We start from the raw sequence: 22,876 nt of genomic DNA on the forward strand, positions 1-22,876 counted from the left end.
CTTCTTTGCTAAACCAAATAAATACTGCTTTTCCTACTATATGGTCATAAGGTACAAAACCCCAAAACCGTGAATCTGCAGAGTTGTGGCGATTGTCTCCCATCATGAAGTAATAGTTCTGCTTAAACGTGTAAGTTGTTGCTTTTTCGTTATTTATGAAAATATCACCGCCTTTTACCTCCAGCGTATTGTATTCGTATACGCGAATCGCACGTTCATAAAGCGGAAGATTTTCAAGTGTTAAATCAACAGTCTCTCCTTCTTTTGGGATCCATAATGGACCAAAGTTATCTTCTGTCCAGCTATACTTTTCATCATTCGGGAATATGTGTAAATCTGGTTGCGGACGCTTTAGCTCGATAGTAACGGAATCTACCGATGACATTCCGTCAAAGATTTCTTTTTCGTTAATCGTAAGCGGTAGCGCATAAAATCCTTTGTACCGGTAATAATCCTTTTGATCGCCGGTGAGCAAAATGCCATACTTTTCGTGCAACACTTCAGCTGAAAGGGCAGACTTTGTATAAACATTATACGTAAACTGCATTCCTTCAGGATTTTCCATCGGTGAACCGTTAATGCTAACCTGCCGGTCTATTACTTCAATGGTTTCGCCGGGAAGACCGATTGTGCGCTTTATGTAGTTTTCCTTTTTATCGATAGGTCGCACTGTAATTCCTCCAGTATTCGCCACACGTCCATCTGGCAAAATGAATCTTTCTTTAAGCAAATTCTCTCTTCCAAGCTGTCTTTTAAGCTGATAGTAGCTTTGCTCTGGAATGTTTACCACTACAGTATCTCCTTCCGGAAAATTAAAAACAGTTGCATCGTTGCGCTCAACTTCGCTCCACCCGGGAAGGCGCAAATAAGGCAGTTTTTGCCACTCTACATACGATTTGATATTGAAAATAGGAACGGTGTGGTGCGTAAGCGGTACTGCAATGGGGGTCATGGGCAAGCGTGCTCCATAACTCGCTTTGCTTACAAAAAGATAATCGCCTACAAGCAGCGATTCTTCCATAGATGGTGTTGGGATTGTAAACGCTTCTACGAAAAATGTGCGGATAATTGTTGCCGCTATAATGGCAAAAATTATTGCTTCTGCCCACTCACGCGCTCTGCTTTTCTTCTCATTTTTATAATCGGGAAGGCCTGTAAATACAATTTCCGGCTTAAAGGCAATCAGTGCAATTGTTACGAAAGGAACAAATATAGCAATGAGGTATTGAGGCAACGTGCGCAGACCAAATGAGCGCGCAAGCTCAAGGTGCATTACGATAAGAAGCAAAAAATTAATTCCGGGAATGATCAATAAAAGTATCCACCACCAAGGTTTTTGCATAATTTTAAGCCATACCCAAATATTATAAATAGGTATAAATCCTGCCCAGGATGGTTTGCCGGCTTTTTCAAAAACTTTCCAAAAGCAAGCAAAGTAGGAGAGGATGGTCAGGTAAAATATAGTTGTTGCAATTATCATAGAGGTAATTTAATCAGGTCGTTCATGGTATAGACACCCGGTTTTTGATTAACCAAAAATTCGGCGGCTTTAATAGCTCCAAGCGCAAACCCTTGTCGGTTTTTGGCTTCGTGGCGCAATATTATTGAATCAATTTCAGAATCGTACTTTATTTGATGTGTTCCCGGTATATCGTTTTCGCGATAAGCGTATATTGGTAGCTCACCTTCTTGTATATCAGTAGGTTCGGTAGATATTTTCTTATAACCTTTGTGATTATTTATGATTTCTCGGCCAAACGAAAGTGCCGTGCCACTTGGCGCATCTTTCTTGGCGGTATGATGCCACTCGTCAATCCGCACGCTATATTCCGGGAAATTTTCAGTTAGCTTAGCCAGATAATTGCTCGTGGCCATTGCCAGATGCACACCGATGGAGAAATTAGAGGCATAAAAAAATCGATTTCCAGTGTCTTGGATCAGCTTCTCCACTTCGTCAAAATTATCCGTCCAGCCGGTTGTTCCAGTCACAATAGGAATATTTTGACCGGCAAGTTTCTTGTAATTCGATACAGCTATTTCGGGATGGGTAAATTCAATTGCCACATCTATATTCTCCAGATTTGCAGTAAGCTTAGTATTATGGCTATCAATCTTATAGACTATTTCATGGCCCTTTTCTGTAGCAAGCTTTTCAATAAGCTGTCCCATTTTTCCGTATCCAATTATGGCTATTCGCATTGCAGACGATCTTTAGCGGGCAAAGTTACAATTTAAGGCTTAGCGAAAAACCAACACCCTGACTTCTCACAGGAGACATATACGGCATAATATTCAGCGAAATATCTTCGCTCACATCAAAGTAAAAAAGATGGGCATCCACATTTGCATCAATAATATTGAGGGCGTAAATAACAGCAAAGGCAATGTACGAAAGGTCGCGCCATTGCTTATACTGATCAATTATTCGGGTTAAATCTGTCGTGGTAAAGTTTGTGTTATTTATCGTGTTGGGATCACCGTCCGTTTCGGCGATATACAAATCTTTGTACTTCTCGATATTTTTCAAATTATCATTCAAATAATATCCTGCCGCAGCGAAACCGCCATAAATAATGGGCACTTTCCAGTATTTTTTATTGTAAATCTGACCCAGCCCGGGAAGCGCAGCCGACATGATAGTCGCCTTTTTGGGTGAGTGTATATAAGCCGAATCAACCGGCACGGGAACATTTTCTACGTCGCCTGTTACAGTTCCACGCTCAACATCAATTACTTCTACGCTATCGGGGGTATTCGTAAGTGTAGTGTCAGTTTGCGCTTTCGCGAAAAAAGTCATTAATACGAATAGCGTTGTAAGCAGAAATTTAAAACTCGAGCTTATCAATGATGCGTTGTAAATCATCTTGAGATTGAAAGGATATTTCAATTTTTCCCTTTCCTTTTTGATCGCGTTTAAGGTCAACTTTTGTGCCAAACAAATCGGTAAGGTCAGATTTAATTTTCTGGTATTCAAAAGAGAGTGGAATCTGTTTGCTTTTTGGCTTAGGCGATCCTTTATCTTCTTTGGCAACTTGCTCTACCTGGCGCACCGACCAATCTTCTGAAAGAATTTTTTGGTAGGCCTTTATCATCTTCTCTTCACTGTCAAAAGCGAGCAGACCACGCGCGTGACCCATAGATATTTTGCTTTCGCGAATGCCCAATTGTATTTCGGGCGGAAGGTTTAATAGTCGAAGGTAATTGCTTATCGTAGCGCGCTTCTTGCCCACGCGCTCGCTCAATGCTTCTTGAGTAAGATTGCATTCTTCCATTAAGCGCTGGTACGAAATAGCAATTTCAATGGCATCCAGATTTTTCCGCTGAATATTTTCTACCAAAGCCATTTCAAGCATAGCCTGATCGTTGGCAATACGTATAAACACCGGAATTTCTGTAAGACCGGCGATATGCGAAGCTCTAAACCTGCGCTCACCGCTAATAAGCTGAAACTTGTCGTAACCGATTTTACGCACTGTAACCGGCTGGATAATACCCAACTCGCGAATACTCTGCACAAGCTCCATTAGCGAAGTCTCATCAAAAACCGTTCGCGGTTGAAAAGGATTCGCCTCAATTTGATTCATTGGCAGCATAGCCACCGATCCCAACACCCTCGACGTACTCTCGGTACTCGTACCGGTAGTAATATCTGTCTCTACATCTTCAAGAAGCGCGCTAAGTCCGCGCCCTAATGCTCTCTTTTTACTCATTTTCGAGTTCAATCAATTTATCTTCTGATTTGATTTTTGTCAAATCATTTTTCTGCAAAATTTCGCGCGCTAAATTTAGGTAATTTATAGAGCCCTTGCAGGATGCGTCGTGCATAATAATCGTTTCGCCATGGCTCGGCGCTTCGCCCAATCGCGTATTGCGGTGAATAATGGTGTTAAAAACCATTTGCTGAAAGTGCATTTTCACTTCCTCAACTACTTGGTTTGCAAGCCTTAGTCGACTATCAAACATAGTGAGAAGAATTCCTTCTATTTCAAGCGAATTGTTAAGGCGTGACTGAACTATTTTTATGGTATTCAATAGCTTACCAAGGCCCTCAAGCGCAAAATACTCGCATTGTACCGGTACAATTACCGAGTCAGATGCTGTAAGCGCATTTACAGTAATTAAACCAAGAGATGGCGAACAATCAATAATAATAAAATCATAATCATCTTTGATATTCTTCAAAGCGTGACGCATCATTTGCTCGCGGTTGGGCAAGTTAATGAGCTCTATTTCCGCTCCAACTAAATCAATATGCGATGGAATGAGATCGAGGTTTGGATTCTCGGTTTTGATTATAATATCTTTTGGTTCTACATCGTTGATCAGACATTCATAAATGCTGGTTTTAACCGATTTAGGGTCTATGCCCACACCGCTGGTTGCATTGGCCTGCGGATCGGCATCTACCAAAAGCACTTTGTGCTCCAGCACACCCAGGCAAGCCGCAATATTAATTGCAGAGGTTGTTTTTCCAACTCCGCCTTTCTGATTGGCAATACTTATTATTTTTCCCATAATTATAGTTCTATCGTTTCTCCTATTTCCAGCAGCGTAAGGTTAGCTCCTGCACTTTCAAATTTCGCTTTTGCTTCTTCTTTATCAATTTCAACGGCGTGAAATGTATTGTAGTGCATTCCTATTACACTTTTACATTTTATAAAGTCAGTTGCCTGTATTGCGTCTTCTATTCCCATGGTATAAGTGTCGCCAATTGGGAGTAAAGCATGGCTTATATCAAATTGCTTACCAATAAGTTGCATGTCCATACTTAAAGCAGTATCTCCAGCGTAATAAATTGTTTGCTCGCCAAATTCAATAACAAATCCACCCGGATTTCCGCCGTAGCTACCGTCGGGCATAGAGCTGCTGTGTACGGCATTTACATACTTTAGCTTGCCAAATGGTAGGCTAAGGCTTCCGCCAATATTTAATCCGGTTCCCTTGTCAATTCCCTTTCCGGCAAACCAGTTTATAATTTCATAATTTGAAATCAATTCTGCACCGGTTCGTTTTGCAATGGCTATCACGTCGGCCACATGATCTTCGTGCCCATGTGAAATCAAAATATAGTCGGCCTTAATTTTTGAAATCTCTATTTTCGCGGCCAGCTTGTTTGGTGAAATAAACGGATCGAAGAGTAAATGCGAGCCATTTACTTCCATACCAAAACAAGAATGCCCGTAATATGTTAGTTTCATTATTAAACGAAAAAGTGCATTAAATCGAATCCATAAAATTAAGCCATTAAGCTTTAATATGGGCTTTGACATCACTTTAATTATACACAGAATTTTGTTAACTCGCAGCCTCAATGATGACTATTATTAGCGGTACAAACCGCCCCGAAAGCAACACTTATAAAGTACTGGAATATTGCGCAAAAACCGCTACTGATCAGGGTATTGAAGTTGGTGTTTTGGATCTTCAGGAATTGCCATCTTCATTTTTATCAGAGGGTATTTACGGTAATCCTTCAGATAGTTTTTCACAAATTCTTGAAAAGAAAATTGCTCCGGCCTCTCATATTATTTTTATAGCACCCGAATATAACGGAAGCTTTCCCGGAATTTTGAAATTATTTCTGGATACAGCTCCTCCTAATTTGTGGAAAGGCAAAAAAGCCGCATTGATAGGTGTTGCTACCGGTCGCTCTGGAAATCAGCGTGGGCTTGACCATTTAACTGCCGTACTACATTATTTGCAAATGGAGGTTTACAGCCAAAAACCGCTTCTCTCTTCTATTCATTTACACTTGAATGAAGAAGGCAGAGTGAGCAATCAAGAGTACAAAATACTGATTGATAATCAGATAAGTGGATTTAAGAATTTTTAATTGCGGCCTTTAACTATCTGACTTATCCGAACTATTATCTTCCTTAAGTGCCTCTTTTTTTTCTTGAAACTTTTCTTTTTCTTCTTCTTCCTTTCCGCCTATTAGTACGGCGCTTGAGTTTGGTTCAATTCTAAACCCATACTTTTTGGCATATACCCAGGTAAATTCTGCTCCGAAAAACAAAATCAGACATGAATAGGATACCCACAGAAGGATTAGAACCATAGAACCTGCCGCGCCATACGTCGAACTTGGATCGGCCTTGCCGAAATACAAGCCGAGCAAAAATTTACCAATGGTAAAAAGCACCGCTGTAAGAATAGCGCCTACCCATATAGAGCGCCATTTTATTTTGGCATCGGGCAAGAATTTGAATAATAAAGCAAAAAGGACGGTTATTACCGCAAGTGATAGTAATTCGCTGAAAACAAATGCTGCATAAACCGAAAACTCAGGAAGGAAACTTTGCAAATACCCGTTTAATAGCGAAATCATTGTAGAAACAATAAAGCTGATTAACAATAAAAAACCTATCACCAATACGAAGCCGAACCCCAGAAGGCGGTCTTTTATAACTTTTTTAATTCCGGAGTCGGCATCTTGTTTTATGCCCCATACATTATTTAGCGAAAGCTGTAAATGGTAAAACACCCCTGTGGCTCCAAAAACAAGCGTAGCAATACCGAGAATTGTAGAAATTAAACTTTTATTGCCGCCGCGGGTGCTTTCAATGATGTCTTTAATAGATTGTGCGGCACTGGCTCCCAAGGCATCAGAAATTTCTCCGGTAAGTTTTCCTTGCACTATTTCTGTTCCCCAAATTGCTCCAACCGTATTTATAATAAGAATAAGCAAACCGGGAAGAGACAATACAGCATAATAAGCCACTATTGCGCTCAGGCGAAAGGGGTCGTCATTGTTCCATGCTTTAAAGGTTTGCTTTAATAATTTTGGTAAATGCTTAATGCTGAATTTTTCTTTACTCTTTTCCGCCGTGGTTGCCATAGGGTATTGATAGTTTAATAGCTGCTTATAAGGTTAGAATAACACGGCGGTTTTGTGAATGTTCATTTTTTGTATCCGGCTATCTACGTCTCAATATTAAAAACAAAAAGCACCCGTTAATTTCTAACCGACGCTTTCTAAAATACTGAATTAGAGCTTTATTGCCTTTTCAGAAGATCTCTGATTTCTGCCAATAGCACTTCTTCTTTCGTGGGCTCGATAGGAGGAGTCGGAACTACTTCTTCCTTCCTTTTCATGCGATCTATCATGTTGTTATATGCTTTTACGATGATAAATACCGCAAAAGCAACGATCAAAAATGTGATAATCGTATTGATGAAAACACCGTAATTAATAGCAACCTCTGCTATTGCGTCTCCAGCCCCTTCGGCTGTTTCGGCAGTTGCTTCAGAGATTACATATTTCAGATCCGAAAAATCAACACCACCCAATAATTCTCCAATTGGCGGCATTAAAATATCATTTACAAATGATTTTACGATTGCACCGAAATAAGTGGCCAAAATCAAACCGACCGCTAATTCAACCACATTGCCCTTGGCAATAAACTTCTTAAATTCGTTCATGTTATAAAATGATGTTAATTTAAGCCAAAGTAAATACTTAATTATATCTCCAATCTGCTCTACACGCGGTAGTTATTAACATTCTGCCAAAGATAACATTGGAGTTTAAGGGTTAATTTCCTGTACAAAAATCCAAAAACAAAAAACCAAACACTAAGAACTAAACACCGACACCAACAAACCTCTCAAAAGCTGCTTTTTCAAGCATTTCCTGATGTGTTGGATGCGCAATGGCAATTAGCGCTTTTGCTCGCTGCCTCAAGTTTTTACCATATAAATTTGCTACTCCATTTTCGGTTACAACATAGTGCACATGAGCACGGGTAGTCGTAACGCTCGCACCAGGTTTTAAAAACGAAACAAGCTTAGATTCTCCGTTTCTGGTAATAGAAGACATTGCAATAATTGGTTTTCCGCCTTCAGAAAGGGAAGCACCACGTATAAAATCCATTTGTCCACCTACGCCCGAAAATTGCTTGCTTCCAATAGAATCGGCACAAACCTGTCCGGTAAGGTCAATCTCGATTGCAGAATTTATAGCGGTTACTTTGGGGTTTCTGCGTATTCGGGAGGTATCATTGGTATAAGTCGATTCCTTGAATATCACACTCGGATTGTCGTCAATAAAATCATACAAACGTTTGCTTCCCATAGCAAAGCAGGCTGTAATAACATTGGGAAGCACTTTTTTCATTTCACCGGTTATAACTCCTTTTTCTACCAGATCTATCACTCCATCAGAAAACATCTCGGTATGAACGCCGAGCTTTTTGTGACTTCCAAGTTCAGCTAAAACCGCATCGGGAATTGCACCAATTCCCATTTGCAGGGTAGCGCCATCTTCAACCATATCAGCGATATACCTTCCAATCTTTTGCTCTGTGCTGGAAATAGCTTTCGGTTTCACTTCGTGAATAGGCGTATTCACTGCAATGGCATAGTCGATTCTTGAAAAATGGAGATAGCCGTCTCCATGGGTTCGCGGTATATTGGGATTTACTTCGGCAATGACCATTTTTGCTGCTTCAATTGCGGCAACCGAGATATCAACCGACGAGCCCAGTGAGCAGAATCCGTGCTTATCCGGTGGTGAAACCGAAATCATCGCCACATCGATTGGCAAAATTCCTCTTTTAAATAATAAAGGCATTTCACTTAGAAAAACCGGAATGTAATCTGCAATACCGGTTTGTACTGCCTGCCGCACATTGGCTCCCACAAAGCAGGCGTTGTGAAAAAAGGACTCTCTCATTTCGGGAAGCACATAAGGTGCCGGGCCTTCTGTATGAATATGAACAATCTCAACACCTCTTAATTCGGAGTATCTGTCGCACATAGCATTCACAAGTGTATGCGGCGTCATGGCTGCGCTGTGGAGAAATACACGATCTCCTGATTTTATTTTCTCAACTGCGTTGTCCGCAGTAGTAAATTGGAATTCCTTCATCTTTAAAATCTATTTTAATTAAAACGCGAAGATAGCCCGAGCCCTGTCCTCAAAAAAGAACATTTATCATGTTTGACTTTACTTTCGAACTTTTAAGAAGGAATTTTCTATTCAATACTCATCTCGACTCATCTCGACTTCGCTCGATGACCGTCGCTCGATGACCGCCCAATACTCTGTACTCTGTACTCAAAACTCAATACTCAATACGCAATAGGCAATGAGCAATGGGCAAATTAGAATTTCGTGGAATTTAATCGTAGTTGCTGACCGCTCCGCGTGGGTATCCACCCCGCGGCATAATAATTAAATTAGATCTTTTTTGACCTCAGGGGCGGCAGTTAAGAAGTGAAATCAATAGGCAATTTGCAATTTGCAATAGGCAATGAGCAATGGGCAATGAGCAATGGGCAATAGGTAATGAGCAATGGGCAATAGGTAATGAGCAATAGGTAATGAGCAATAGGCAATAGGCAATTTGCAATGGGCATTTTTCAATAACGCTCTTAATTACTACTCGAATCCGTCCATTTAAATTCTAATACTCACTATACCGTGATTTAAACTCCCTTAGGGGCGCTCATCTCTTTACACATTGTGAATGAAAATTATTCAACCGAAATTTTCTCTTTACAAATAACTAACAACTAAGCGAAGCGGCCTCCTACCGAAGGGCGTAATCAACTCCCTCCCGCACCCTTGCATTCCTCTCGGCAAAAGGCCTCGTCGGATGCAGGAAGGGTACTGCCGCACAACTTATTCATGGGGGCAATATTATTCATTAATATGGTATTCTTTAACATTATTAAAATTAAGCTTCTCAGGGAACGATAATGCGATGCATTGAGCTTAGTCGAAATGTGTGTGCTGGAAGCTCCCCTTTAGGGGGCTGGGGGCGCGTGAGTGCATTGATAAACAGCAGGTTGAATTATTTTGGAGATACATTCATTGGTGAAAATTCTAACAATCTAACTTTACTCATTTATTACATGAAACGAAAAAAGTAACGTTTGAAAAAGATATGTAAAGAGATTAGTTAGGTGCAGGGCGGCAATACACAATACGCAATACTTATTACTCAATACTCAATATCTCGTACGATCGATTTTGAAACGTTATGGTATCGCCCAATTTTGCTCCAATTAGTGCCTGTGCAAGGGGAGTGGAGGGGGAAACAGTAAAATAGACGCCTCCAGAAAGCTCAACTTTCCCCAAACTCACCGAGAGGTAAAAAAATCCCTGACTCGTTTCTACCAAGCTTCCAAAATCAATTGTATGGGTATTAGTATCAAGAGGTATTTGAGCGAGCGTGCTCTTGAGAAGAATAGAATTGGCGACTTGCTTTTTTTGATTGTCAATCTCTATCTGCATCAGTGCTCTGCCGGTTTCATGCTTATCGCCGGCACTGCTTTTTGTGGCCGTATTTCTCGACTCAATGGCTGAATCAATTGCGGCTTTCGACTCATCAATCCGCTGATTGAGTATGTGGAGCATCGCCGATGATAATGCTTCTTTAATTTTAGACATCTGTGTTACCCATGGGTCGCTTTCGCACAATTGAGTCAATCTCTTCAAGATATCTATGTTTTTCTGTATCGGGCAGCCAGCTGGCGGTGAAACTATTTTTAGCCAATTGTGCCAAATCTGCCTCTGAAAGGTTGAGTGCATCAGCGACAGCCAGATAATTGGCATTCATGTACCCACCAAAATAAGCAGGATCGTCGGAGTGTATCGTTGCCAGCAATCCCTTATTCATCAGTTTTTTAAGTGGATGATTTTTCAAATCTTTAACCACTTTAAGTTCGAGATTAGACAAAGGGCAAATAGTAAGTGGCATTTGCTCATTGGCAAGACGGGTAACCAAATCGGTATCGTCAAGACATCTGTTTCCGTGATCAATGCGTACCACTTTAAGTAAATCAAGGGCTTCCCAAATATAATCAGCCGGGCCTTCTTCGCCTGCGTGGGCCACAAGTTTAAAACCTCTTTTATTGGCTTCCGCGAATACACGCTCAAATTTAGAAGGTGGATTTCCGAGTTCAGATGAATCTAAACCTACTCCTGAAATCCAATCCCGATAAGGCATTGCTTCTTCCAGCGTCTTAAAAGCCGATTCCTCGCTTAAATGTCTTAAAAATGACATGATTAACTTAAATGAAATACCCAGTTCGCTTTCTCCTCTTTCAAGCGCTTTATAAATTCCTGTAATCACTTTTTTAAACGGAACACCACGATCTGTATGCGTTTGCGGATCGAAGAATATTTCGACGTGCTTCACATTTTCAGAAGCCACTTTTGCTAGGTACGCCCAGGTGAGGTCATAAAAGTCCTTTTCTTCAATCAGTACATTCGCGCCAGCGTAATAAATATCCAGAAACTCCTGTAGGTTATTGAATTTATATGCTGCCTTAACTTCTTCGACTGAATTAAATGGAATGGAAACATTATTTCGTTTGGCAATTTCAAACATGAGTTCAGGTTCAAAACTACCTTCTATATGCAAGTGCAATTCTGCCTTGGGTAAGGATTGTATAAAATCTTTCAAAATATTGAGTTATGGATTATTAATGGTCAATTTTCGCCAAAAATAAGATTTATAGATGAATGCGCACATCGTGAATCGCTACGAACTGGGATATTCTATTTTGTGGATTGTAATATCCTTAGTTCCATTTTCTAATTGAAGCTGGGTATTTTCTTTCGTTTTCTTTCCCATTAGCGCCTTGGCGATTGGCGATGTAAAGGCGATTTTCTTTTCTTTTACATCCGCTTCATCCACACCTACAATCTGAAAAATACGTTTTTGACTTTCATTTGAAAATTGAAACGTAACGATTGCTCCAAATCGAATTTCATCGCTTTCTATTTCTGAAAGATCAACAACCTCGGCCGAATTGATTCGCTCAATAAGCATATTCAACTTTCCGTTTATCACCTTAAGTGCAGAGCGCTTTTCGGGTGATTCTTCTGCTGGCACTGCCTTTCGCTCGGCTTCAAGACTTTCCTGCTCTAAAATTAACTCCTTCAAGCCATTGGCAGTAACATAATTTGCGGCGCCCGCAGGGAGCGGTGCGCGATTTGGGATGATCGGATTTTCTTCCTGATCATCTTCTTTTACAAAACCTCTGCTCATTTTTTTAAAAAGATTAAGCCACTACCTCATGAAAGGGTAGTGGCTATAACAATTATTGATCTGTTAAGTTCGTTATTACTTGGCTATTCTCCAAATTACGCCTACAGATTTCCTAATTTCCTGTTCTTGTGGGTTGAGTTTAATATCGTTTCCACCGTCGCTCATATTCGCTTCAAAGCGCATGCTTTTTTGCATTGCCAGTATGTCATTACCCCCATCCGAGTATTCAAAGTTAACTTCTTTAATTTCAAGCAGTCTCACATTTAAGGCCTCGGCCAATGTTGCAGCTTTTGTTTTTGCATCTTCTACAGCTTGTTTTATGGCAGCTTCACGCAATGCATCTTTTTGTTTTTCAGAAAGTGAAAAACTTACATCGTATCCAAAATTAAACCGCTCGTCGTTTAAAGTACTCATCAGCATATTGAGGTTTTTTTCGGTGTGCTCCAATTCCATAGAGAGCGTAATGCTGCCAATATATCCGATTAAAATGCGCGTTCTGTCCTGATAATTGTAGTCTTCGGTAATGCTCAATCGATTGCTGAAAATTTTCTTTTCATCAATTCCCGCTTTTACCAATGCCTCGTGGAGTGCATTAAAAGTAGCCGTAAGTTGGTTGGTGCAAGCTTCATAGGTTCTGGCTTTTTCCTGAATGGGAATGGTGACATTCAATATTTCAGGAACGGCTTTCAACACTGCTTCGCCACGTACTTTTAGTACACTTTCAGAATTTTGTGCGCTCATAGTTAAAACCGTAAATATTAAAAGGGCTGTTGTTGTAATTGTCTTTAAACTCATATCAATTGTTTTCGCTGAATAGACAAGAAATATGCCATTTGTGTACAAGCTCATTGTAAGCCTCTTAGCTTTGGCTAATTTCAGATTGTTAAATCTATCGAAAAAATAGAATATGCAATCTGCCCAATAAATTTAAAGATTTCTGGGGTCTAAATTCCCCCACATTTCTATTGATTCTGTAGAATTATGCTACATGAAGTTCATAGCGCTCTGAATAGTTGACCAAAATCTGGTTTATTTCCCAATCTATGATTGGCAAATTCACAACTCCCTGTGTTAGTGAATGCATACTACCTTTTATTACATCTTTTGTATTTGAGTCATTGCTCATTAAATAGATTTCATGGTTATAAGAATCTACGAACTGGGTTTCAAAAATTTCCAGAAAATCCCAGCTGCTCACTCCCGGTAAGTTAATGTCTAGAAGTATGATATTTGGTAAGTCCTTACCAACGGCAAGCCTTTGCTTAAGGTAGCTAACCGCATTTTGAGCATTGTATGCTACTGCAACATAGCCTACCAAGTTTGTTGCTTTTATCATCTCTTCATTGATGTGTGCTGATTGCTTGTTGGAATCAATTAGTAATACAGAATCTATTCGCTTTTTCATAACAATGGGTTTTAATAATTACACATTCTCTTGTAAAAAGCGTACCAAACTAATTATTCCCGGAAAAGAAAGTTTTAGAGAATTTTTGAATCATGGCAAATTTTATCAGTGACGCTTTTTCGCGAAAGCGTTTAATGAGATATTTTCTGAGTCTATGAGAAAAGTGCTGCGGCTTATCTTATTCTATAAGCTAATCTCTATACACATCGTCCTCGAAAATTGTCTTTTGGTGCTTAGACCTTATAAATAGCTTTTCATAAACACCTTCCCGCGCCCCGTCCCTAAACTAATCTCTATACACATCGTAGATAAAAGTTAAACTCTAAGAATTTCAAACACCCAAATTTTTAAATATCAAGCCGTTCCCGCGCCCCGACCCTTACGTACGCACTCCCAAAAGGTCGAAAGGGAGACCACCGCACACCTTATCCAAAGGGAGTAGTTTTCTCTATTTTGAAGCTTTCTAAGCATTCCTAAAATAAGGATTTTCACGGAACAATAATGCGATGCATTGAGTGGTTATTGAGCCTGTCGAAATGCGGCGTCGAAATGTGTGTGGTGGAGGCTCCCCTCTAGGCAATTAGCGTGTACCTAAGAGCTTTTAGAATTGCGGATTTTTTGCACTTTGAGCGGATGGCTTTCACAATTAGGTAATTCAATAACAACATAAGTGCTGATGAAGATGATTTTTACTTTGAAGAGTAGCCGTAAAAGCCCCGCAGGGGCTACATTCGATAGCGATGGGTGCAGCCCATCGATAAAATTACCATCACACTCGCAGCCCTGAAAGGGTGACATTTTCCAATCTAATATTCGGCTGGCGATTCGTTGTGCAATACATTCCGTCGGTGTTTTGTAGATGTCACCCTTTCAGCTTAGGTACACGCTAATTCCTCTAGGGGCTGGGGGCGTCCGATAGCATTGATGTACAGCAACTTGAGTAGTTTCAAGAATGGATTGATTGAAATGACGATTCTACTAATTTCAAATTAATTCGATCTTAAACTACTTCAAGTAAAATTAGATATCAAAAGATGTGTATAGAGATTAGGTCCCTAAAGGGCGCCAACGCACACTTCATCCACGAGACCATTTTTATCATTTAAATCACCCTTTCTACGAAGTGCTCTCGTCTTGAATTCAAGGTTTCAAATGGAACGATAGACCGTGTGACGGCAGCTCCCCATCAGGCGCCGGGGGGGGCGAGGGTATTGATATGCAATCAGTTAATTAATTTCTTTTAATCCTCAATTGGCAGGTCGACTAAGAGAAAAATATCTCTTTCAATCGTAAAAAAAGGTGTATAGAGATTAGATTCTAAAAAGGTGAATCGCTATTCGTTATAATACGAATCCGCGTCTTGCGAATTTAATTCATTCGAGAAGGGTAATTTTTGGCGAACCAGGTGATTGTACTTGACATCCGCGGGAGCTTTATGCAGATAATAAACATAATTTTCAAAGACTTTTACGTTTTCCGCAAATGGATAATGCAGTTTGAGAGGCCTGCCGGTTGCGCCGGTTTGGGTATCTACCTTTCGCAAATACATTACTCCGGCTTTATTGTGAAGGGTATATAGCTGTTTTGTATATGGATCCTGAATCATTTTCACAAGCTCTTCCTTTACCAACGTATTGTGAAACATGCCCTGAAAGTGTTTGTATTTTCCATTACTGTCGTAGTATGAAACAGAGCTGTTTCGATGATCGAAGATAATAACTTCATCACCAACCAAAAAACCGGGAGCGTATGGTGCGGCGATATCTCTAAGTATTCTAAAGCTGCGCAGATAAGTAGAAAACATGCGGTGATTGATGCCCGTTTGCTTTTCAAAAGCCATTGCTGATTTTATTTCACCCTCAGTGAGCATGGCATAATCATCATTTACTTTGTCGAAATACTCCCGGTTTTGAACCAAACGCAATAGATAAATCTCATCATCTGAAAAATTATACATTTTATGCGCCACCTGTGGAATATAGGGGTAGCTGTACGCATAAAAAATGGACTGTTCAGTTTCGGCATAAGCCAGCGATACAAAATCTTGATAATCAGTATAGCTAAAGCCCGATACATTTAAGTCGTTTGGTTTTCTGTTAAGCACATAGCAAGTATCCAATCCTTCCAGAAACACAGTGCCACCGGGATGATGAAATAATTTTTGAATATTATTGGGCATCACTTTTCTTTCAATCATTTCGCCCAAATACATGGCTGTAAATGTGCAATTGATGTAAGGTTTGTCATCCAACTTATTTTCTGGTTTGCCCAAATTCATATACGAGAGCACTATAAGTGTATCGCCCAGAAAAGTGTAGTCAAAAACATGCTCAAATTCAGGAGTGTAAATGGGTTGTACTTCCGCACCCTCCATAATCATATTGGCCGATCCGGAAGAAGGAGTGAGGTAGTAGGTGGCATTTTTAATGGTTATTGCTGCTTTATAAGGAATTTTTTGAGTGTTGTAAGACGAATGGCTAAGGATAAGCGATTCATCTTGTGTAATACGTAGCGTAAATTTCCCTTCGTAATCAGTCTTGGTAGAATACTTCCCCATTCTTACATGGACTTTACTTACAGGGCCAAGATAGGAGCCCGCATTTACTTGTCCGCTAATGGTTTCGTTTTGAGAGTAGCCAATAGCAAGACTGAATAAAAGCAGAAGGGTAAGGATCCATCTCATGCCTAAAATTAAGAAATATATTTTGGTTTCTCAATTTCACAAGGTTCAGTATTTATGAGAATACATAATTTTTTAAGGACTTCGCATCTTCATTCTCAGCTTTCGCGGAAGCGGAACCAAAATGAATAAGCAAAAAAAAAGAGACACCAAAAGGCATCTCTTTACACTGTAATAGGGTAGTGGTGTTGGATTATCTCCAGTCCACAATTTCACTTGCTTCGTATTCTTTCGCTTCCAATTTCACTTTTATTTTTTTGAAAGTCTCAATGGTGTATTCTACATCTGTAAGCGTATGCACCGAAGTAGGAATCAAGCGCAGCATAATAACTTCTTTAGGTACAACCGGGTAAACCACAATTGAACAGAAGATATTGTAATTCTCGCGAAGATCCATGGTAATATTTGTTGCCTCGCCAAGCGATCCTTTAAGGAAAACCGGTGTAACAGCAGAGTTTGTAACACCAAGATCAAATCCGGCTTTGCGCAAACCATCCTGAAGGGCAGTAGCGATTTTCCAAAGCTTCTCTTTGTGCTCCGGCTCCGTGCGCATCATTTCTAAACGCTTAATGGCGCCGGCTACAATAGGCATTGGTAGCGCCTTGGCAAAAGTTTGTGAACGCATATTGTAACGAAGGAACTCAATGACCTGCTCATCGCCGGCAACGAAAGCGCCAATGCTGGCCATAGCTTTCGCGAATGTTCCAAAATAGATGTCTATTTTGTCATGAACACCTTGATAATCTCCAGCTCCGCGACCATTTTCGCCTATGGTTCCAAAACCGTGGGCATCATCTACAAAAAGACGGAATTTATATTCTTCTTTGAATTCTACAATTTCTTTAAGCTTGCCTTGATCACCGGCCATTCCGAAAACGCCTTCGGTAACAACGAGAATACCACCACCGGTATTTGCTGAAAATTTGCGGGCGTGCTCCAATTGTTTGGCAAAGCTCTCCATATCGTTGTGCTTAAACACAAAGCGCTTACCTTGGTGAAGGCGTACACCATCTACCATACAAGCGTGAGATTCTGAATCGTAAACAATTACATCGTTTCTATCTACCAGCGCTTCTATCGCCGACTGGCAACCCTGATAGCCGTAGTTGAGCAAAAAAGCATCTTCTTTTTGCATAAAATCGGCCAAGTCATTCTCCAACTTTTCGTGAAGCGATGTTTGACCAGACATGATGCGCGCACCCATCGGATATCCCATTCCCCACTGCACTGCTGCTTCGCCATCAATCTTTCTTACGGCTGGGTGATTTGAGAATCCGAGGTAATTATTAATACTCCAAACTAAAACTTCTTTTCCGCGAAAAGTCATTTTATTACCTATTTCACCTTCTAATTTTGGAAAGGTAAAATATCCATGAGATTCTTTAGCATGCTTGCCCAGCGGGCCACGGTTGTTCTTAATTTTGTCGAATATATCCTGCATAGTAAATCTGGTGTTATACAAATTTCAAGGTGCAAAAGTACTGCTAATTAAAAATCTTACCAAAGTTGGATTGAAATAACTATAAACAATTAACTTGGTTAACTGCCGTTAATCTTCTTTCTCATCACCAAAATGATTGTATCTTTGCGCGATATTTTTGAAAATTTGCGATTAACACTTATTATCTTCAGTTTATTTATTCTCACCGGATGCTCCGAGTACAACAAAGTACTAAAGAGTACAGACGTGGAATATAAATACACAAAGGCCAAAGAGTATTTCGACGAAGGCGAATACAGTAAGGCGCTTTCACTTTTTGACGAATTGGGAACGCTCTTTCGCGGTTCATCACGAAGTGAGGAAGTACAGTTTTATATAGCCGACAGTCATTATTATTTAAAGGACTACTATTTTGCCAATTACTACTATAAAAACTTCGCAAAGACGTATCCGGCGAGTCCCAGAGCAGAAACGGCACAATTTAAAAGTGCCTATAGCAGTTATATGAATTCTCCAAAAAGCAGCCTCGATCAAACTGAAACCGAGCAAGCCTTAATAGAATTTCAATTGTTTTTAAACAGGTATCCCAATACCGATTTAAAAGACAGTACCAATACAATGATAGATGAGCTTAGAATGAAGCTTGAAAAGAAGTCTTTTGACAATGCAAAGCTTTACTATCTCACTGAAAATTATAAAAGTGCAACCGTAGCCCTTAAAAACTTGATACGTGATTTTCCGGATAGTCCACACCGCGAAGAGATTGAGTTTTTGATCGTAAAAAGCTCTTATTTATATGCAATTAACAGCATAGAATCGAAGAAAGAAGAGCGATTGAACGAAACCATCGAAAATTACCATAAATTTGTGGACTCTTACCAGAATAGTGAATACATAGAAAAGGCAGAGAGTTATTACGCCGATGCTATTCGGGAGCTTGATAAAATGAAATTTTAACTTAATATTGAAGCATGAACTTCAAGAATACAAATGCCGCACGAACTACCAAAACGCGTAACGTGCAAGACCTTGAGAAAGATACAGATAATATTTACGAGTCGATTGTAATTATTTCTAAACGCGCAAACCAAATTTCGCAAGAAATGAAGGAAGAGCTAAACTCAAAACTTCAAGAATTTGCTACAACCCAGGACAATCTCGAAGAGATTTTTGAAAACCGGGAGCAAATTGAAATTTCGAAGTTTTATGAACGTTTGCCTAAGCCGCATTCTATTGCTGTGCAGGAAAAGCTGGACGACGAAATTTACTTTAGAAGAGTAGCAGATCCTGAAGCAGAGGCATAATAAGCATGGGTCTGCTTGAAGGGAAGCATGTATTGCTTGGAATAACCGGTAGCATAGCCGCCTACAAATCTGCTTTTATAGTAAGAGATTTGATTAAGGAAGGAGCCGATGTTCAGGTAATTCTCACCCCTTCTGCTTCCGATTTTGTTACGCCACTTACTTTAGGAACACTGAGTAAGCGTCCTGTATTAACCCAATTGGTAAAAGATAGCGAGCTTGGTGTATGGAATAATCATGTTGACCTCGGCCTTTGGGCCGATGTTTTTTTAATAGCTCCCGCTTCCGCGAATACGCTCGCAAAAATGGCGGGCGGAGAGGCAGATAATCTGCTGCTGACCTCCTATCTAAGCGCAAAATGCCCTGTATTTTTCGCTCCGGCAATGGATCTCGATATGCATGCGCACGGTGCCAACCAGGCAAATATTGAAAGACTTGTAAACCGCGGTAATATCCATATCCCATCTGAGTCGGGAGAATTGGCCAGTGGACTTTTTGGCGCAGGACGAATGGCGGAACCTCTGCATATAATAGAGTTTCTGGAAGCATATTTTACCGAAAGGGCACCCCTGAAAAACAAAAAAGTACTTATTACCGCCGGTCCTACCCAAGAGCCGATAGACCCGGTGCGCTATATTGGAAACAGGAGCACCGGAAAAATGGGATATGAGATAGCTAGGGCAGCCGCAGCTCTGGGCGCCGATGTAACACTTATCAGCGGCCCGGTTGCTCTCGAACCACCCAAAAATGTGAAAACCGTATTGGTAAACACAGCCGCCGAAATGTATAAGGAGACTTTGAGTCGTTTTGACAAAATGGACATTGGTATTTTAAGTGCCGCAGTATCAGATTACCGACCGGTAAAAGTGGCTGATGAGAAGATTAAAAAAAGCAGCGACAATCTGAATATTGAACTCGAAAAAACAGACGATATTCTCAAATCGCTAGGTGCAAAGAAGAAAAAAGACCAAATCTTGATTGGTTTTGCTCTGGAAACAGAAAACGCTCTCGAGAATGCCAAAAAAAAGCGTGAAGAGAAAAATTGCGATATGATTGTGTTAAATTCGCTCCGCGACAAAGGAGCCGGTTTTGGCCACGACACCAACAAGGTAATACTGATCTTACGCAATAAAAATATAAATTTAGAGTTGAAACCAAAGTCAGAAGTAGCCAAAGATATCTTTGATTGCATTATACAGGAATTTTTATGATGAAAAGACTTTTTTTAATCCTTGCCATATTCACAGTATTCGGACAAATGGCTCGTGCGCAGGAATTAAATTGCCAGGTAGATGTTATTTATCCTCAAATTCAAGGAGTGAATACCGCTATTTTTGATCAGATGAAGCAGGACGTTTTCGAGTTCATGAACAATCGAAAATGGACGAATGATAAATTTACGATTGAAGAACGCATTAAATGCAACCTGCTGATAAACATTACCGACGCACGCGCAAGCTCTAATACTTACAAAGCGGAACTGCAAATAGTTTCAACACGCCCGGTGTTTAACTCGAGTTACGAAAGCGCTGTGCTGAATGTAAGAGATGACGCAGTGACTTTTGAATATTTTCAAAACACCCAATACAATTTTAATCCAGATAATTTTCAAAACAATTTGGTTTCAATTCTGGCCTATTATGCATATATGGTTATAGGGTATGATTATGATACCTACTCGCCCAGTGGTGGCACACCGTATTACCAGCAGGCGCAGCGCATAGTGCAAAGTGCACAGGGGTCAAACTATCCGGGATGGAAGGCCTTTGAAAGCGACAAAAACCGCTACTGGCTGGTAGAAGATATTTTGCACAAAACTTTTGAGCCGCTTAGAGCTACTTTATATCAATATCACAGAGAAGGACTTGATATAATGAGTGATAAAACGCAATTAGGTCGTCAAAAAATTATGGCTTCCCTGCAAGGATTTAATCAAATACATCGTATTAAGCCAATGGCTTACGTAACTCAGCTTTTCTTTTTGGCCAAGAGCGATGAGATTGGCAATATTTTTAAAGAAGCTCCCGTGCCTGAACGCAATACAGTTTACGAAACCTTATCGAAAGTAGATCCGGGAAATCTTGCCAAATATGAGAAAATGCAAAAAGGAAAGTAGCATGTCCCTGGTCTTCACTTCTTAAAATGAGTGATGTTTTTTCTTCCTTTTCTCAATCTTAAATCGCCATATTTGCACTATGTTGCAACACCTTTCCATAAAGCATTATGCCCTAATAGAAAATCTGGAAATAGATTTTGATAAAGCTTTAAACATCCTTACCGGAGAAACGGGTAGTGGAAAATCTATTATTCTCGGGGCATTGGGCTTAATCATTGGCGAACGTGCCGAGACGCGCGTGGTTCAGGAAGGGAAGAAAAAATGTGTGGTAGAAGCGAGTTTCAATATAAGCGGAATGGGGCTGGAGTCGCAGTTTAAAGCGGCAGATCTTGATTTTGAGCAGGTGTCTATTATTAGACGCGAAATACTGAGCACGGGGAAGAGCAGGGCTTTTGTGAATGATACTCCGGTTACACTCAGTGTGTTAAAAGAACTGAGCTTGCACTTACTCGATATTCACTCCCAGCACCAGACCATTCAAATTAATGATCCTAAGTTTCAACTCAATGTATTAGACAGGTACGCCGATACTTTTGCTGAACGCGCTTCTTATCGTTCTGTCTTTTCAACTTATACGGCTAAGCAAAAAGAGCTTGCCCATGCCTTAGAAATGCGTCGCGATAGCGTAAATGAAGCTGATTTTATAAGGTTTCAGGTGCAGGAGCTGCGTACTGCAAATCTTGACAAAATAGATGAAGAAACTTTTGAAGAAGAATACAATACCCTGGCAAATGCGGAAGAAATAACACAAACGCTCAGTGCAACGGTAGATCTGCTCAATAATGGTGAAAACCCTGTAATTGCCTCTCTAAATGCTGCGCGCGAATTGCTAGGGCGCATTTCAAGCATCTCAAAATCATACGCCGAAATAGCGGAAAGGCTTAAGAGCAGCATTATTGAAATTGACGATATAGCAGGTGAGGTGGAAAATACGCTCAGCGGGATAGAAGCTAATCCTGCGAGACTCGGGGCTTTAGAAGAACTAAGAGCTACTGTTTTCAGGTTGGAGCAAAAGCATAATGTAGATGGGTTGCCTGCGCTCAAGGCGAAAAGAGATGATCTTGAGGCTAAGTTGAGTAAGACCGATAGCTTGGATGAAGATATTGAACAAATTGAAAAGGCGCTCGCTAAAATCTATATCGACTTAAAAGATGCCGGTGCGAAATTAACGGCGAAAAGAGCGAAGAATCTAAAAAAATTCTCTTCAGAAATAGAAAAAGTACTCGGCGGACTAAACATGAAATCGGCGACTTTGGTAATGGATATGTGGCAAACCGATGAGCCAAATACCGATGGTTTTGATAAGCTGACTATGCTCTTTAGTGCGAACGCGGGTCGCAAACCGGAGCCGCTAAAAATGGTCGCATCAGGTGGCGAGCTGTCGCGACTTATGCTGGCTATTAAAAAGTTATATGCAATACGAAGTGATGGCAAAACCATAATTTTTGACGAGATTGATACCGGAGTTTCAGGCGAAGTAGCCAACTCTATGGGATCAATTATGAAAGAAATGGCGAGTGAAATGCAGATTATCTGTATTACCCATCTTCCCCAAATAGCATCGAAAGGGGTTGCACACTACAAAGTTTTTAAAACTGAAGCAAACGCAGTAGTAAAGACTGAAATTGAGCGACTTAACAATGAGGAGCGGATAGTTGAAATCGCTCAAATGTTGAGTGGCGCCAATACAAGCGATGCTGCTTTAGCGAATGCACGTGAACTCCTTGAATTAAACTAATTGGCAATAGGCAATAAGCAATAGGCAATAAGCAATAGGCAATCCTTTTGGATGGGATTTAATTTGTAATAGGCAATAAATTAATAGGCAATACGCAATAAGCAATACACAATACTAAATACACAATACTAAATACACAATACTAAATACACAATACTAAATACACAATACTAAATACACAATACTAAAT

The 22,876-nt window shown here is 40.3% G+C and carries 22 protein-coding genes; 6 read left to right on the forward strand and 16 right to left on the reverse strand.

Features of this window, described 5'->3' with window-relative positions; genetic code table 11:
• The 6 genes from lepB to G3O08_RS18495 form a co-directional block, all read right to left on the reverse strand.
• The coding region (gene lepB, locus G3O08_RS18470; protein ID WP_163286936.1) for a signal peptidase I at positions 1-1,480 on the reverse strand (1,480 nt) is incomplete at its 3' end.
• Positions 1,477-2,199: a 4-hydroxy-tetrahydrodipicolinate reductase gene (gene dapB / locus G3O08_RS18475; protein WP_163286937.1), complete on the reverse strand. Its 723-nt coding sequence runs from the start codon at positions 2,197-2,199 to the stop codon at positions 1,477-1,479. The genes dapB and lepB, both read right to left, overlap by 4 nt.
• Before the next feature lie 25 nt (positions 2,200-2,224).
• A complete protein-coding gene (locus G3O08_RS18480; RefSeq protein ID WP_163286938.1) occupies positions 2,225-2,845 on the reverse strand; it encodes a DUF5683 domain-containing protein in 621 nt (206 codons plus the stop codon).
• Positions 2,826-3,710 (reverse strand): ParB/RepB/Spo0J family partition protein, encoded by an 885-nt coding sequence (locus tag G3O08_RS18485; RefSeq protein WP_163286939.1) that lies wholly within the window; start codon positions 3,708-3,710, stop codon positions 2,826-2,828. The genes G3O08_RS18480 and G3O08_RS18485 overlap by 20 nt, the downstream gene beginning before the upstream one ends.
• The gene (locus G3O08_RS18490) at positions 3,703-4,515 is read right to left on the reverse strand and encodes a ParA family protein (protein WP_163286940.1); all 813 of its coding nucleotides are present in this window, start codon (positions 4,513-4,515) and stop codon (positions 3,703-3,705) included. Before G3O08_RS18490 ends, G3O08_RS18485 begins: the two co-directional genes overlap by 8 nt.
• Positions 4,516-4,517: 2 nt before the next feature.
• Entirely contained in the window at positions 4,518-5,198 is a 681-nt protein-coding gene (locus G3O08_RS18495; RefSeq protein WP_163286941.1) for a metal-dependent hydrolase, read from the reverse strand.
• Positions 5,199-5,311: 113 nt separating this feature from the next.
• Between G3O08_RS18495 and G3O08_RS18500 the strand changes: the two genes are divergently transcribed.
• Positions 5,312-5,833, forward strand: a complete 522-nt coding sequence (locus G3O08_RS18500; RefSeq protein WP_163286942.1) for an NADPH-dependent FMN reductase — start codon at positions 5,312-5,314, stop codon at positions 5,831-5,833.
• Between the two features lie 9 nt (positions 5,834-5,842).
• Here the strand turns inward: G3O08_RS18500 and G3O08_RS18505 are convergent, their stop codons facing one another.
• The 10 genes from G3O08_RS18505 to G3O08_RS18550 all read right to left on the reverse strand — a co-directional run bounded on the left by G3O08_RS18505 (position 5,843) and on the right by G3O08_RS18550 (position 17,531).
• Positions 5,843-6,838 carry a YihY/virulence factor BrkB family protein gene (locus G3O08_RS18505; protein WP_163286943.1) on the reverse strand — a complete coding sequence of 332 codons (996 nt, stop codon included), beginning with the start codon at positions 6,836-6,838 and terminating at the stop codon, positions 5,843-5,845.
• Between the two features lie 158 nt (positions 6,839-6,996).
• Complete coding sequence (gene mscL, locus G3O08_RS18510) at positions 6,997-7,425, reverse strand: large-conductance mechanosensitive channel protein MscL (protein WP_163286944.1); 429 nt, start codon at positions 7,423-7,425, stop codon at positions 6,997-6,999.
• Between the two features lie 160 nt (positions 7,426-7,585).
• Positions 7,586-8,872 carry an acetyl-CoA hydrolase/transferase family protein gene (locus G3O08_RS18515; RefSeq protein ID WP_163286945.1) on the reverse strand — a complete coding sequence of 429 codons (1,287 nt, stop codon included), beginning with the start codon at positions 8,870-8,872 and terminating at the stop codon, positions 7,586-7,588.
• Between the two features lie 1,074 nt (positions 8,873-9,946).
• Positions 9,947-10,399: a GreA/GreB family elongation factor gene (locus G3O08_RS18520; RefSeq protein ID WP_163286946.1), complete on the reverse strand. Its 453-nt coding sequence runs from the start codon at positions 10,397-10,399 to the stop codon at positions 9,947-9,949.
• Complete coding sequence (locus tag G3O08_RS18525) at positions 10,392-11,417, reverse strand: adenosine deaminase (protein WP_204336941.1); 1,026 nt, start codon at positions 11,415-11,417, stop codon at positions 10,392-10,394. The genes G3O08_RS18520 and G3O08_RS18525 overlap by 8 nt, the downstream gene beginning before the upstream one ends.
• Positions 11,418-11,495: 78 nt before the next feature.
• Positions 11,496-12,005 (reverse strand): GreA/GreB family elongation factor, encoded by a 510-nt coding sequence (locus G3O08_RS18530; RefSeq protein WP_163286947.1) that lies wholly within the window; start codon positions 12,003-12,005, stop codon positions 11,496-11,498.
• Between the two features lie 75 nt (positions 12,006-12,080).
• Complete coding sequence (locus G3O08_RS18535; RefSeq protein ID WP_163286948.1) at positions 12,081-12,800, reverse strand: SIMPL domain-containing protein; 720 nt, start codon at positions 12,798-12,800, stop codon at positions 12,081-12,083.
• A gap of 184 nt (positions 12,801-12,984) precedes the next feature.
• On the reverse strand, positions 12,985-13,410 hold the full coding sequence (locus G3O08_RS18540; RefSeq protein ID WP_163286949.1) for a response regulator: 426 nt from the start codon (positions 13,408-13,410) through the stop codon (positions 12,985-12,987).
• Between the two features lie 1,333 nt (positions 13,411-14,743).
• Positions 14,744-16,093, reverse strand: coding sequence for a hypothetical protein (locus G3O08_RS18545; protein ID WP_163286950.1), 1,350 nt, complete (start codon positions 16,091-16,093; stop codon positions 14,744-14,746).
• 190 nt (positions 16,094-16,283) lie between these two features.
• On the reverse strand, positions 16,284-17,531 hold the full coding sequence (locus G3O08_RS18550) for an aminotransferase class I/II-fold pyridoxal phosphate-dependent enzyme (RefSeq protein WP_163286951.1): 1,248 nt from the start codon (positions 17,529-17,531) through the stop codon (positions 16,284-16,286).
• A 144-nt stretch (positions 17,532-17,675) separates the two neighbouring features.
• Between G3O08_RS18550 and G3O08_RS18555 the strand changes: the two genes are divergently transcribed.
• From G3O08_RS18555 to recN, 5 genes are all read left to right on the forward strand, one after another.
• Positions 17,676-18,488: an outer membrane protein assembly factor BamD gene (locus G3O08_RS18555; RefSeq protein WP_163286952.1), complete on the forward strand. Its 813-nt coding sequence runs from the start codon at positions 17,676-17,678 to the stop codon at positions 18,486-18,488.
• 14 nt (positions 18,489-18,502) lie between these two features.
• Complete coding sequence (locus G3O08_RS18560) at positions 18,503-18,835, forward strand: DNA-directed RNA polymerase subunit omega (RefSeq protein WP_163286953.1); 333 nt, start codon at positions 18,503-18,505, stop codon at positions 18,833-18,835.
• Positions 18,836-18,840: 5 nt separating this feature from the next.
• Positions 18,841-20,043, forward strand: coding sequence for a bifunctional phosphopantothenoylcysteine decarboxylase/phosphopantothenate--cysteine ligase CoaBC (gene coaBC / locus G3O08_RS18565; RefSeq protein ID WP_163286954.1), 1,203 nt, complete (start codon positions 18,841-18,843; stop codon positions 20,041-20,043).
• Entirely contained in the window at positions 20,040-20,948 is a 909-nt protein-coding gene (gene porD / locus G3O08_RS18570) for a type IX secretion system protein PorD (protein WP_163286955.1), read from the forward strand. Before coaBC ends, porD begins: the two co-directional genes overlap by 4 nt.
• Before the next feature lie 79 nt (positions 20,949-21,027).
• On the forward strand, positions 21,028-22,686 hold the full coding sequence (gene recN, locus G3O08_RS18575; protein WP_163286956.1) for a DNA repair protein RecN: 1,659 nt from the start codon (positions 21,028-21,030) through the stop codon (positions 22,684-22,686).
• Positions 22,687-22,876 lie beyond the last annotated feature (190 nt).

This window comes from Cryomorpha ignava, assembly GCF_010686655.1.
Classification (GTDB): Bacteria; Bacteroidota; Bacteroidia; order Flavobacteriales_D; family Cryomorphaceae; genus Cryomorpha; species Cryomorpha ignava.